At 61.3% G+C, this 12,656-nt stretch carries 11 protein-coding genes; 4 read left to right on the forward strand and 7 right to left on the reverse strand.

Features of this window, described 5'->3' with window-relative positions; all coding sequences use genetic code 11:
- The first annotated feature begins 112 nt into the window (after positions 1-112).
- Positions 113-2,734 carry a DNA mismatch repair protein MutS gene (mutS, locus tag L0V05_RS05135; RefSeq protein WP_234869203.1) on the forward strand — a complete coding sequence of 874 codons (2,622 nt, stop codon included), beginning with the start codon at positions 113-115 and terminating at the stop codon, positions 2,732-2,734.
- 108 nt (positions 2,735-2,842) lie between these two features.
- Here mutS and L0V05_RS05140 read toward each other — a convergent pair whose 3' ends face one another.
- Positions 2,843-3,397 carry a nucleotide exchange factor GrpE gene (locus tag L0V05_RS05140; RefSeq protein WP_234869008.1) on the reverse strand — a complete coding sequence of 185 codons (555 nt, stop codon included), beginning with the start codon at positions 3,395-3,397 and terminating at the stop codon, positions 2,843-2,845.
- Positions 3,398-3,410: 13 nt separating this feature from the next.
- On the reverse strand, positions 3,411-4,475 hold the full coding sequence (gene hrcA, locus L0V05_RS05145; RefSeq protein WP_234869009.1) for a heat-inducible transcriptional repressor HrcA: 1,065 nt from the start codon (positions 4,473-4,475) through the stop codon (positions 3,411-3,413).
- 117 nt (positions 4,476-4,592) lie between these two features.
- On the opposite strand from hrcA, the gene rph reads away from it, so the two are divergent.
- The 3 genes from rph to hemW are packed head-to-tail and all read left to right on the forward strand — an operon-like array spanning position 4,593 to position 7,137.
- Positions 4,593-5,306, forward strand: a complete 714-nt coding sequence (rph, locus tag L0V05_RS05150) for a ribonuclease PH (RefSeq protein ID WP_234869010.1) — start codon at positions 4,593-4,595, stop codon at positions 5,304-5,306.
- Positions 5,303-5,926 carry an RdgB/HAM1 family non-canonical purine NTP pyrophosphatase gene (rdgB, locus tag L0V05_RS05155; protein ID WP_234869011.1) on the forward strand — a complete coding sequence of 208 codons (624 nt, stop codon included), beginning with the start codon at positions 5,303-5,305 and terminating at the stop codon, positions 5,924-5,926. Before rph ends, rdgB begins: the two co-directional genes overlap by 4 nt.
- Entirely contained in the window at positions 5,923-7,137 is a 1,215-nt protein-coding gene (hemW, locus tag L0V05_RS05160; RefSeq protein WP_234869012.1) for a radical SAM family heme chaperone HemW, read from the forward strand. Before rdgB ends, hemW begins: the two co-directional genes overlap by 4 nt.
- A 2-nt stretch (positions 7,138-7,139) precedes the next feature.
- Here the strand turns inward: hemW and L0V05_RS05165 are convergent, their stop codons facing one another.
- From L0V05_RS05165 to mnmE, 5 genes are read right to left on the reverse strand one after another with little or no spacing between them, the layout of a single operon-like run.
- Positions 7,140-8,054, reverse strand: a complete 915-nt coding sequence (locus tag L0V05_RS05165) for a ParB/RepB/Spo0J family partition protein (RefSeq protein WP_234869013.1) — start codon at positions 8,052-8,054, stop codon at positions 7,140-7,142.
- Positions 8,051-8,878, reverse strand: a complete 828-nt coding sequence (locus L0V05_RS05170) for a ParA family protein (protein ID WP_234869014.1) — start codon at positions 8,876-8,878, stop codon at positions 8,051-8,053. Before L0V05_RS05170 ends, L0V05_RS05165 begins: the two co-directional genes overlap by 4 nt.
- On the reverse strand, positions 8,871-9,497 hold the full coding sequence (gene rsmG, locus L0V05_RS05175; protein WP_234869015.1) for a 16S rRNA (guanine(527)-N(7))-methyltransferase RsmG: 627 nt from the start codon (positions 9,495-9,497) through the stop codon (positions 8,871-8,873). The genes L0V05_RS05170 and rsmG overlap by 8 nt, the downstream gene beginning before the upstream one ends.
- Positions 9,487-11,415, reverse strand: coding sequence for a tRNA uridine-5-carboxymethylaminomethyl(34) synthesis enzyme MnmG (mnmG, locus tag L0V05_RS05180; RefSeq protein ID WP_255683613.1), 1,929 nt, complete (start codon positions 11,413-11,415; stop codon positions 9,487-9,489). Before mnmG ends, rsmG begins: the two co-directional genes overlap by 11 nt.
- On the reverse strand, positions 11,363-12,655 hold the full coding sequence (mnmE, locus tag L0V05_RS05185; protein WP_234869017.1) for a tRNA uridine-5-carboxymethylaminomethyl(34) synthesis GTPase MnmE: 1,293 nt from the start codon (positions 12,653-12,655) through the stop codon (positions 11,363-11,365). Before mnmE ends, mnmG begins: the two co-directional genes overlap by 53 nt.
- Position 12,656 lies beyond the last annotated feature (1 nt).

Consider the following 12,656-nt stretch of genomic DNA (forward strand, 5'->3'; position numbering starts at 1 on the left):
CTGGGGCAAAGCCTGAATTGCCGCTTTCAGCCGCCCGAAGGGTTCGCTAGGGTCGGCCCCGGTCACGAGAAAGCCCGGGGGAAGATCGGTGAGCGACGACGGCGTCACGCCGATGATGGCGCAGTATCTGGAGATCAAGGCGCAGAACCCGGGCGCGCTCTTGTTCTACCGGATGGGCGACTTCTACGAGATGTTCTTTGACGATGCCGTCGCGGCCAGCGAGGCGCTCGACATCGCCCTGACCAAGCGCGGTAAGCATCTGGGCGAAGATATCGCCATGTGCGGTGTGCCCGTCCATTCGGCAGAAGGCTACCTGCTGACGCTGATCCGCAAGGGCTTTCGCGTTGCGATTGCCGAACAGCTGGAAGATCCGGCCGAGGCGAAGAAGCGAGGCTACAAAGCGGTCGTGAAGCGCGACGTCGTCCGGCTGGTCACCCCGGGAACGCTCACCGAGGACAGCCTGCTTGAGGCGCGGCGGCACAACTTCCTTGCGGCTTTCTGCGAGGTCAGGGACGAGTCGGCGCTGGCCTGGGTCGATATATCGACAGGCGAGTTGCGCGTGATGCCCTGCCCAGCCGTGCGACTGGCGCCGGAACTGGCACGTCTTGCGCCGCGGGAGGTGCTTGTCAGCGAAGCACGGGAACAAGACTGGAGCAGCCTGATCGCCGAGGCCGGCGCCGCGCTGACCGTGAGGCCGCGGGCGGGGTTCGACAGCACCGCGGCCGAGCGGCGGCTCTGTGCGCTCTATGGCGTCGGGACGCTCGACGCCTTCGGGCGGTTCGACAGGGCGGAATTGGCCGCGCTTGGGGCAATCGTCGACTATCTGGACCTGACACAGCGCGGCAGACTGCCGCTGCTGCGCCCGCCGGTGCGAGAACTGGCCAGTGGGGCGATGCAGCTTGACGCAGCGACCCGCCGAAACCTCGAGATCACCTCGGCGCTGTCCGGGGGCCGGGAGGGATCGCTTCTGGCCGCCATTGACCGGACAGTGACGGCCGCGGGTGCCCGACTGCTGGAGCGGCGGCTTTCGAGCCCTTCCTGCGAGCTCGACGTGATCCACTCCAGGCTCGAATCGGTGCGGTTTCTGCTCGAGCAGGACCGTTTGCGCGCCGATCTGCGTGAGGCGCTGCGGCGCGTACCAGACATCGACCGTGCCCTGTCCCGGCTGGCGTTGGATCGCGGTGGCCCTCGGGATCTGGCGGCCATCCGCGCAGGCTTCGAGAGGGCGGACGAGATCGCGCAGTTGCTCGTCGAGGCCCCGCCCCTGTTGGCCGGAGCCGCGCGCGACCTTGTTGGTCACGAAGCCGTTGTCGGCCTCCTCGAAGCAGCGCTGGTCGCCGAACCGCCCCTTCTGGCGCGGGATGGCGGCTTTATCGCCTCCGGCTATGACAGCGAACTGGACGAGACACGGAAGCTGCGCGACGAAGGGCGCGGCGTGATCGCGGGGATGCAGGCAGAGTACGCCACGCTCGCGGGAGTGCCGAGCCTGAAGATCAGGCACAACAACGTGCTGGGCTATTTCATAGAGACAACGGATACCCATGCGGCCCGGATGCTTTCGCCACCATTGTCGGAGCGTTTCATCCATCGGCAGACGACGGCCAACCAGGTTCGCTTTACCACGGTCGAGCTTTCCGAGCTTGAAACAAGGATCCTGAATGCCGGGAACCACGCACTGGAGATCGAAAAACGTCTCTATGAAAGCCTGAAAGGCGCTGTCCTGGAAACCTCAGTCGCAGTTTTCGCGGCGGCTCGTGCCTTGGCCGAGATCGATCTTGCCGCAGCCTTCGCGGATCTCGCCGCAGCAGAGGATTGGGCAGAGCCGCATGTCGACGAGAGCCGGGCCTTCATCGTCGAGGCGGGCCGGCATCCGGTGGTGGAGCGGGCGCTCAGGCGGCAGGGCGGCGCAAGCTTTGTCGCCAATGACTGCGCCCTGACCGATGGCGGCGTTCCGGCCATCTGGCTTCTGACCGGGCCAAACATGGCAGGCAAATCGACTTTCCTGCGCCAGAACGCCCTGATTGCGCTGCTGGCTCAGGCAGGAAGTTTCGTTCCAGCGCGCGCGGCCCGAATAGGCCTGGTCAGCCAGCTTTTCAGCCGGGTCGGCGCCGCAGACGATCTGGCGCGCGGGCGATCGACCTTCATGGTCGAGATGGTCGAGACGGCCGCCATCCTGAATCAGGCAGACGATCGGTCGCTTGTCATCCTGGACGAGATCGGTCGCGGCACGGCGACCTACGATGGCCTTTCGATCGCCTGGGCAACACTGGAACACCTGCAGGGGGTCAACAATTGCCGGGCCCTGTTTGCCACGCACTACCACGAGATGACGGCGCTGGCCGGGAAGCTTGAGGGGGTCGAGAACGCAACAGTTACCGTGAAAGAGTGGGAAGGTGACGTCATCTTCCTTCACGAGGTGAAGAAGGGGGCGGCAGATCGCAGCTACGGCGTTCAGGTGGCGCGGCTGGCGGGCCTGCCGGCCAGCGTGGTAGAGCGGGCCAGAGTGGTGCTTGAAGCGCTCGAGTCGGGCGAGCGACAGGGTGGTGCCCGGCCGCAGGCGCTGATCGACGATCTACCCCTGTTCCGGGTCGCGCCTCAGACACCAGTCGCTCCCGCGAGACACGCCGCCTCGTCAGAGGTGGAGGCGCGGCTTCGGGCGCTGCATCCAGACGAAATGACCCCTATGGATGCGCTTCGTACGGTCTATGACTTGAAGGCTCTGCTGCGAGAGTGATCGGGCGAAATCGCAGGGCGGTCGGGCGTCCGCCACGCTTTCCAACACGTCTCCGCCCAAAGGCGGAGACGTGTTGCGTTGAAAGGCTCTGTTGGGGTCGCCAGGGCGTCAGGACGCAGGCATCGACGAAACGCCGACCTGTGCCGGGCGCAGCAGGCGATCGTGGAGCAGAAAGCCCTCTGTCATCACCTGGATGATCTGGCCGGCCCTTGTCCCCGGAACGGGGGCTTCGAACATGGCCTGATGCAATTGGGGGTCGAACTGATCGCCATTGGCGGGCGATATCGGGGTGATACCATGCTTCTGCATGACATTGGTCAGTTCGCGAAGCGTCAGTTCGACTCCCTCGATGAGGGCGGAGGCTTGGGCCCGATGGTCCTCGGTTGCGGCATCGAGTGCCCGCCGAAGGTTGTCATAGACAGGCAGAAGGTCGCGCGCGAGACGTGACGCCCCATACTGTTCGGCTTCGCGCCGATCACGCTCGCCGCGTTTTCGAGAGTTTTCGGCATCGGCAAGGGCGCGCATGAAGCGGTCCCTGAATTCGTCTCGCTCGGCAATCGCCTTTTCCAGTTCAGACTCGATACCAGCCGCAGCGGTATCGATGCCCTCATCAACAAGGTCTTCCGCCAGAGCCTGTTCGGCGGCTGCTTTCTGTTCAGTCATCGTCCTTCATCCTTCAACCCCGGTCGGAAACGAGCTTTCCCACCAGTTGCGCCGTGTAATCGACGATCGGAACGATCCGCCCATAATTAAGCCGGGTCGGCCCGATCACACCGACGGCACCCACGATCTTACGGTCAGCGTTCATATAGGGAGAGACGACCAGACTGGAACCCGAAAGTGAGAAAAGCTTGTTCTCCGAGCCGATAAAAATGCGCACACCCTCGCCCTCTTCTGCAAGTTCGAGGAACTCGGCAATGTCGCGCTTGCGTTCCAGGTCGTCGAAGAGGCTGCGAATGCGATCCACGTCTGCTTCGGCCCCGGGGGTGCCCAGCAGATTCGAACTGCCCCGAACGATCAACCGCTCGTGCCGGTCTCCGCTGTTTTCCCACATGGCGAGGCCGCTTTGGACCAGTTGCTGCGCAAGCGCGTCAATCTCTTGCCGGCGGCGTTCGATTTCCTGGCCGACAGAGTCGCGGATATCGGCAAAGGTCCTGCCACCCGCCAGCGCGTTAAGGAAGTTGGCGGCCTCGCGCATGGATGAGGGCGTATGGCCGGGAGGCGGCGCAAAGACGCGGTTCTCGACAGTTCCATCCGCAAAGACCAGAACGACGAGAGCGCGATCCGGAGCCAGACTCACGAATTCGATATGGCGGATCGGCGCCTCGCGCTTCGGGGCAAGGACGAGGCTTGCCCCACGCGTGATGCCGGAAAGGGCGGCCCCGACCCGATCGAGGATCGACGCGACATCCGTACTGTTGCTGCCAAGCGATGAGTCGATGCGCTCGCGGTCTTCCGGTGCCACCTCTCCGACCTCGAGCAGCCCGTCAACGAACATCCTCAATCCAAGCTGGGTCGGCACCCGGCCCGCCGAGACATGCGGACTATCGAGAAGGCCGAGGAATTCGAGATCCTGCATCACGTTGCGGATCGTTGCCGCGCTGACTTTCTCGTTCATGATGCGGGTCAGGGTTCGCGACCCGACCGGATCGCCGGATGCAAGATAGCCTTCGACCACGCGCCGAAAAACTTCGCGCGAGCGATCGCTCATTTCGGCAAGGATGCGAGGACTGTCGTTCATCACATTAATCTGGCCATTCGCAGTGAAGTTAGAAAGAGGCAATGTATGGCGTCAATCGGGGTTGCATCGCCGTGGGTGGCGCGGATATTGGCCCCGTCATTTCACAAGGATCCCATCATGCGGCCCTCTGGCAGAAAGCTGAACGAACTTCGCCCGGTGTCGATCGAAACCGGCGTTGTGAAGCACGCGGAAGGCAGTTGCCTTATCAAGGTTGGCGATACCCACGTTCTGTGCACGGCTTCGCTTGAAGAGAAGGCTCCCCCATTCCTGAAAAATACCGGTCTGGGCTGGGTAACCGCAGAATACGGGATGCTGCCGCGCGCGACCAACACGCGCAACCGGCGCGAGGCCGCAGCGGGCAAACAATCGGGCCGTACACAGGAGATCCAGCGGTTGATTGGCCGGTCGCTGCGCGCGGGCATTGACCGTGTCGCCCTTGGTGAACGGCAAATCGTCGTCGACTGCGACGTCATTCAGGCGGATGGCGGGACGCGCTGTGCCTCGATCACGGGCGGATGGGTCGCGCTACGACTTGCGATCAATCGCATGCTTGCGAGCGGCATGCTGACTTCCGATCCGATCATGGACCACGTCGTTGCCCTGTCGTGCGGCATCTATGCCGGTCAGGCCGTGGCCGATCTGGACTATGCCGAGGACAGCACCGCCGGGACCGACGGCAATTTTGTGGTCACCGGTCGGGGCCGGCTGATCGAGGTACAGATGTCGGCGGAGGGGGCAACCTTCTCGCGCGACGAGATGATGCAGCTTCTGGATCTGGCCGAAACAGGAGCGGCATCCCTCGTTGCGGCCCAAAAGGCGGCGCTGGCATGACATCGTCGGTGGTGAGGCGGTTTTCCTGCGATAGGCTGGTGATCGCGACTCACAACAAGGGGAAGCTGGAAGAGATCGCCAAGCTTCTGGAGCCATTCTCGGTCAGCGTCAGCTCCGCCGGCGAACTGGGCTTGCCAGAGCCTGCCGAGACCGAAACGACATTTGTCGGCAACGCCCGGATCAAGGCCCATGCAGCAGCGCGGGCCACTGGCCTCCCCGCGCTGGCCGACGACAGTGGTCTGGAGGTCGACGCCCTAGGGCGCGCACCTGGTGTATGGACAGCAGATTGGGCGGAGGCACCAAGCGGGCGTGACTTCGTCATGGCCATGAATCGTGTGCACGAAGAACTTCTTTCACGAGAGGCGCCTAAACCTTGGACTGCAAGGTTTCTATGCACTCTGGTTCTTGCCTGGCCAGATGGCTATGATGTTGTTTTTGAAGGAAAAATAGAAGGTCAGATTGTTTGGCCCATGCGCGGGGATCAGGGCCATGGATTTGATCCGGTCTTTCGCCCGAACGGATTTGACCAAACCTTCGGGGAAATGGATCGCTGGGAGAAGAACCGCATCAGCCACCGGGCCGCAGCGTTTCGCGCACTTATCGACGGCTGTTTCACGTGAAACGTCGTGCCCGACTTGCGAAGACATGTACCGACGCCAAGGTTGATCTGGGCGAGGTTGAGGACTGGCAGGTTGGCGGCTTTGCGATCTATGTCCATTGGCCTTTCTGCCTTTCGAAATGTCCTTACTGCGACTTCAACAGCCATGTCTCCAGCCAGATAGATCAGAAAGAGTGGTTGGACGCCTATCGGCTGGAAATCGACAACCTTGCGGCGGAGACACCAAGCAGATCAGTTCAGTCGGTCTATTTCGGTGGCGGGACGCCTTCACTTATGTTGCCCGAGACAGTGGAGGGAGTTCTGGATGGAATCCGTCGGGCCTGGCCTGCAGCAAATGATATCGAGATCACACTCGAGGCCAATCCAACTTCGGTCGAAGCGGGTCGGTTGCAGGGGTATCGCGATGCCGGCGTCAACCGAGTTTCAATGGGCATTCAGGCCCTAAACGATCAGGATCTCCGCAAGCTAGGCCGGATGCACACTGCGAAAGAAGCTCTGGCGGCCTATGAAACCGCGCGCTCCATTTTTGACCGGGTAAGTTTTGACTTGATCTATGCACGGCAGGGCCAGTCTCTAGCCGATTGGCGTGGTGAATTATCGCAGGCGCTGGACCTTTCTCCAGACCACCTGTCGCTTTATCAGCTTACGATTGAGGAAGGGACCGTCTTCGCAGAGCGGTACCACAAAGGGCAGCTTCGCGGATTGCCCGATGAGGATCTGGCAGTGGACCTGTTTTCTGCTACCCAAGATCTTTGTGAGGCGGCCGGACTTCCCGCATACGAGCTTTCGAACCACGCGAGGCCCGGCCAGGAGTCGCGGCACAATCTGGTCTATTGGCAGGGTGGAGACTATGGCGGCGTCGGGCCCGGCGCACATGGCCGACTCACACTCGACGGCACAAGATACGCGACCGCTCAATGGAGCAATCCTGCTGCCTGGCTCCAGGCCGTAAGGGCAGCGGGAACCGGCCAGCGAACGCGAGAGCCGCTTTCGGCCGAGGACCGCTTTGCAGAGTTGATGATGATGGGGCTACGACTGCGGGGCGGGATCGACCTTGACCGTGCGGCCAGACTTCGCGGAGAAGACCTGCCTCAACGCCAGATCCACGATTTGATCGAGATGGGCAAGCTCCAGATCTCGGATGGCAGGCTGGCCGCGACAGAAGAAGGCAGGCTCGTCTTGAACGCCGTTCTGCGCGAACTTCTGGTCTGACGTCAGACAGAACCATCCCGCGGCAATTGCGAAAGCGCCCGGCAAAGCAGATCGAGATCGTCTAGGTTGTTGTAAACGACGATCAACCTGCCCCGACCAGTGCCGGCCTCATGCTCGATGCGGACCGCCATCTTCAAGTTGGCCGACAGATCCCCCTCAAGCGCTAGGGTGTCAGCATCCTTGGCCTGCGGACTGTCTTTTCGCTGGCGCTTCACCCCTGCCTTTTGCTGTGCGGCTTGTGCCAGTTCCTCGGCCTGACGAACAGACAGGCCGCGAGAGATGATCGTTCGCGCAAGCTCAGCGGGATTCGGGGTCGCGACGAGCGCCCGCGCATGGCCTGCCGAGAGCTTTCCGTCCTTGACGAGGGCCTGCACCTCCTCAGGAAGATTCAGTAGCCTCAGCAAATTGGCGATATGGCTTCGGCTCTTGGCCAGCGCTTCGGCGAGCTTCTCCTGGGTGTGACCGAAGCGATCCATCAACTGTCGATAAGCCATGGCCTCTTCGATCGCATTCAGATCCGCACGCTGAATGTTCTCGATGATCGCGACTTCCAGAACTTCGGAATCGCTGAGGTCACGCACAAGAACGGGAAGCTCGTGCAACTGGGCCATCTGAGCGGCCCGCCACCTTCTTTCTCCTGCGACAATTTCGTAGGTGCCATTGCCGGCCGGCCGAACAATCAATGGCTGGATCACACCCTTTGACCGTATCGATGCGGCCAGGTCTTCGAGCGCCTCAGGGCCAAATGTTCGCCGTGGCTGATCCGGATTTGGAATAAGCAGTTCTATGGGCACAAACTGTTCGGGCCGTTGGGCCCGGGCCTCCGTGGCATTCGACTGCGCATAAAGATTCACATCTGCCATCAGCGCCGAAAGGCCGCGGCCCAGCCCTCGCCGTTCCGTCCGCTTGTCGTTCATCTCGCCACCTCTTCACCCTTCGCCTGCAGTCCGTGCCGCGTAGCCAGGATCCGGGCAAGCGCGCGATAGGCTTCTGCACCCTTCGATCCAGGATCGTATTCCAAAACCGACTGGGCGAAAGAGGGGGCCTCGCTCAGCCGAACGTTTCGAGGGATGACAATTGGAAAAACCAAGTCGCCAAGCGTCTCTCTCGCGTCCTGCTCGACCTGCAGCGACAAGTTGTTGCGCGTGTCATACATGGTCAGGAGAACGCCCTCGATGCGCAATTCCGGGTTCGCCGATTGACGAACCTCGCGCAGGGTCAGCATGAGCTGAGACAGCCCTTCCAGCGCAAAGAACTCTGCCTGCAGAGGAACAAGGACAGCATCAGCAGCGACCATGGCATTGATCGTCAAGAGATTCAGCGACGGAGGGCAGTCGATGAGAACGAAGTCGAACCCAAACGGCGCCATTGCGGGCTGCCGCAGAGCGTCCCGCAGAAGAAAGCTCCGACGCTCGTTTGAAACAAGCTCCATGTCTGTTGAAGAGAGATCAGATGTTGCCGGGCAGATCCACAGCCGGTTGGCCTTCGTCTCTTGAAACACCTGTTGCGGCGACGCGTCCTCCAGCAGCAGGTCGTAGCTCGTGAATTTTCGGCAATCCGGATCGATGCCAAGGCCTGTTGAAGCATTTCCTTGCGGGTCGAGATCAACGATTGCGACACGAGCTCCAAGCTCGGCAAGCGCAGCAGCCAGGTTGATTGCCGAAGTCGTCTTGCCTACCCCGCCCTTCTGGTTGGCAACGGCAAGGATGCGTGATTGTCGTAGGCTTGGTCTATCAGGCACGTCGCAGACCCCTCAACACCAGAAGTTTCGCGTTTGGATCAGTTCGGCTTGGCTCAATGGTAAGATCGAACTGCCAGACATTTCGGGCCTCTGCAACTTCCCGCTCCGCGTTCTGGCCTTTCGGAAAGATAGCGACGCCATCGTCCGACAGGTGCCGGTTTGCATAGCCACATAGAACGGTCAGTGGGGCAAGAGCCCGCGCCGATACCACATCCGCGTCTTGCGGGGCCAAGTCCTCGATCCTACTGGCCAAAACTTCAAACCCGGCGCCTGTTTCACGTGAAACAGTTCGCAGGAAAGCCGCCTTCCGCTGATCCGACTCCGCGAGCACGAAACTTGTCTTCAATCCGCGCGTACGCGCGGCGATCGCAACGACGGCTCCGGGAAAACCGCCACCACTCCCCATATCCAACCAAAGCCGAGGCTCACAGGCAAGTACATCCAGAAGCTGCAGGCTATCCTCGATGTGCCTCGACCAGATGAGCGGAAGGCTGTCTCGAGAAACAAGGTTGATGGAAGGGTTCCACTTTTCGACCAGCCCCACGAACGTGCCAAGGCGATGCTGCAAGTCGGGATCGTGTCCGAGACCAACCGGCGCGGGACCGGCCTCAGGATGCACGGCGCTGTCCTGCTTGCCGAAGCCTGGCCAATATCAACGTCAACGCCGAGGGCGTCATCCCGTCAATACGAGCGGCCTGCGCCAAACTTGCAGGCCGGACCCGAACCAGCTTTGCCTTCAGCTCGTTGGAGAGACCCGACATGGCCGAGTAATCGAAGTCTTCCGGAATCGGAACGGCTTCATCCCGCCGTAGCGCGGCGACATCCGCCTCTTGCCGGTCAGCGTACTGAGCGTAAAGAGCTTCGATCTGGACCTGTTCCTTGATGTCATCAGGCAAGGCGTCCATTCGCGCGGAGAGTCCCGCAAAGCGCGCCAAATCGCTTTCGGGAAACGCCAATAGCGAGAATGCAGAGCGTCTCGCCCCATCCCTGCTTACCTTGACACCAATCTGCTCTGCCTCGCCGGGGGTCAGCCTGATTGCCGAGAGTTCTTCGATCGCCCCGTTCAAGCGAACCATCTTCGCCTCAAATTCGGAAGCGCGATCCTGATTTACCAAACCCAGTTCAATTCCGAGGGGGGTCAATCTTTGGTCGGCATTATCCGCACGAAGCGTCAGCCGATACTCTGCCCTTGACGTGAACATACGATAGGGCTCGCTGACGCCACGCGTCACCAGATCGTCGATCAGAACGCCAATATAGCTTTGGCTGCGACTGAACACGACGGTTGCTTTCTCGGCGATCAGCCTTGCCGCATTGAGGCCGGCCACCAGACCCTGAGCTGCAGCCTCTTCATATCCCGTTGTGCCGTTAATCTGCCCCGCAAAGAAAAGGCCGGCGATTTCCCCATGCTCCAGGGTCGGCTTGAGTGCCCGAGGGTCGAAGTAATCGTACTCGATCGCATAGCCTGGTTGCAGGATCCTGGCGTCCTCCAAGCCCTTGATCGTATGCACATAATCTTCCTGCACGTCGGCAGGAAGCGAGGTTGAAATCCCGTTCGGGTAAATCGTATCGTCGGCCAGACCCTCAGGCTCGAGGTAGATCTGATGCGACGTCTTGTCGGCAAACCGGACAACCTTATCCTCGAGTGAGGGGCAATATCGCGGACCGATACCTTCGATATGCCCTCCATACATTGCCGAGCGAGAAAGATTGCTCCGCACTACGTCGTGTGTCGTTTCATTCGTCGCGGTCACGCCACACCAGACCTGCCTGGCAAACGGCTTACGATTCAGAAATGAAAACATGACCGGCTCATCATCGCCGTACTGACGCTCAAGAATATCCCAGCGGATCGTCTTGCCATCCAATCGCGGCGGAGTCCCGGTCTTCAGCCGGCCGCGCCCAAAGGCTATCTCGTCCAGGCGCTCCGCCAAGCGGATCGACGGCTTGTCGCCCATCCGACCGCCGGCGTGGCTTCTATCGCCTATATGAATGACGCCCCGCAAGAATGTTCCCGTCGTAAGTACTACCGCCCGGCATGAGATGGCTTCGCCGCTTGCCAAGACAACGCCCGTGGTCCTCTCGCCGGTCATGGCGATGTCGACAACCTCACCCTCAACAATTGTCAGGCGCTCTTGTCTATGTGTCGCCTCGAGCATTCGTTCGCGATAGATGCGTCGGTCTGCCTGGGCGCGCGGTCCGCGAACCGCCGGCCCCTTGCGACGGTTAAGCATCCTGAACTGTATTCCGGCCTGGTCCGCGACCCGACCCATCACACCATCCAACGCATCGATTTCGCGAACAAGGTGCCCCTTGCCCAACCCACCAATCGCGGGGTTGCAGGACATCACCCCGATGCCTCCACGCGATAGCGTAATCAGCGCGGTCGCCGCACCCGCCCGGGCCGCCGCATGCGCCGCTTCAGCACCGGCGTGCCCACCACCGATGACAACGACATCGAAATGCTTCACGTGAAACACTCCCTCACTTCCCGATGCAGAACCGGGCAAAGATCTCTCCCAGGAGATCCTCGACATCCACCCGCCCAACGACGGAATCCAAGGCCCGGGCCGCCAGCCGGAGCTCCTCGGCCGCCAACTCCAGACGACCGAACCCATTCCTTATCTCATCCAGCGCCGATTCCGCAAAGCCGATCGCACGCAACACCGCCATGCGTTGACGCTCACGGATAAGAATCCCGCCGGAGGGGACCTTCTTCAAGAGTCGGGCGTGAATCTCATCGATCAGATCTGTCACACCGGCACCCGTCTCGCCCGAGACGCGAAGGCCAGGGCCAGGGCCAGGGTGTTGATCCGCCTTTCCAATCACGATCAGGTCATCCGGCCCAAGCTCGATTGATGGAAGATCCGCCCCTTCATCCAGCAGAAGCACGCGAAGATCCGCCGCCGCCGCCCTGCGCCGCGCTCGGTCGATTCCTGCCGTTTCAATCGGATCCTGCGTTTCCCGCAGTCCGGCCGTGTCAAGAAACGTCACCGGCAGACCCTTCACGTCCATCCGAACTTCGAGCACATCGCGCGTCGTTCCAGCAACATGAGACGTGATCGCAACATCCCGACGAGCTAACATATTGAGAAGGGTAGATTTTCCAGCGTTTGGTGCACCAAGTATCGCCACCTCGAACCCCTCGCGAACCCTCTCTCTTGCGACGGACACGGAAGCCTCATCACGAAGCTCCATCAGCAATCGAACAAGCAGATCTGTGACTTCCGGCGTCACGTCGACAGGAACATCCTCATCCGCAAAGTCGATCGTCGCTTCAAGCAGAGCCGCGGCACGAACGATCATCTCGCGCCAGGCCCCCACCCGGGTGCCGACAGCGCCCGAAAAGACCTCCAGGGCCTGCTTTCTTTGCGCCTCGGTTTCCGCCTCGATCAGATCGGACAAGCCTTCGACCTGCGCAAGGTCAAGCCGACCATTCTCCAGCGCGCGTCGCGTGAATTCCCCCGGTTCGGCTATGCGCAACCCGGGCTGTTCCGAAAGCGCCGAAAGAACAGCCGAGACAGTAGCAAGGCTTCCATGAAGGTGAAGTTCGGCAACACGCTCGCCCGTGAAGCTGGCGCGCTCATCGAAGACAAGGACCAGTGCATCGTCAAGGATGTCGCCGTTCCATCCCAGTTGCCGGAGGCTGGCCCGACGAACTGCAGGCACGCTGCCTGTCAGCCGACGCACGACCTCATGCGACTGCGGCCCGGAGATCCGGACAACGGAAAGCCCGGCTTTTCCCCGAGCCGAGGCCAAGGCATAGATCGTGTCCATA

This window comes from Alitabrizicola rongguiensis (assembly GCF_021491355.1).
In the GTDB taxonomy this organism is placed as follows: Bacteria; Pseudomonadota; Alphaproteobacteria; order Rhodobacterales; family Rhodobacteraceae; genus Aliitabrizicola; species Aliitabrizicola rongguiensis.

Excerpts from the sequence above, each read along its gene's own strand:
- rdgB (WP_234869011.1), top strand. The coding sequence starts at position 5,303 with ATGACATCGTCGGTGGTGAGGCGGTTTTCCTGCGATAGGCTGGTGATC.
- mnmE (WP_234869017.1), bottom strand. The coding sequence starts at position 12,655 with ATGGACACGATCTATGCCTTGGCCTCGGCTCGGGGAAAAGCCGGGCTT.
- L0V05_RS05140 (WP_234869008.1), bottom strand. The coding sequence starts at position 3,397 with ATGACTGAACAGAAAGCAGCCGCCGAACAGGCTCTGGCGGAAGACCTT.
- hrcA (WP_234869009.1), bottom strand. The coding sequence starts at position 4,475 with ATGAACGACAGTCCTCGCATCCTTGCCGAAATGAGCGATCGCTCGCGC.
- mnmG (WP_255683613.1), bottom strand. The coding sequence starts at position 11,415 with ATGTCGAGGATCTCCTGGGAGAGATCTTTGCCCGGTTCTGCATCGGGA.
- mutS (WP_234869203.1), top strand. The coding sequence starts at position 113 with ATGATGGCGCAGTATCTGGAGATCAAGGCGCAGAACCCGGGCGCGCTC.
- L0V05_RS05165 (WP_234869013.1), bottom strand. The coding sequence starts at position 8,054 with ATGAACGACAAGCGGACGGAACGGCGAGGGCTGGGCCGCGGCCTTTCG.
- rph (WP_234869010.1), top strand. The coding sequence starts at position 4,593 with ATGCGGCCCTCTGGCAGAAAGCTGAACGAACTTCGCCCGGTGTCGATC.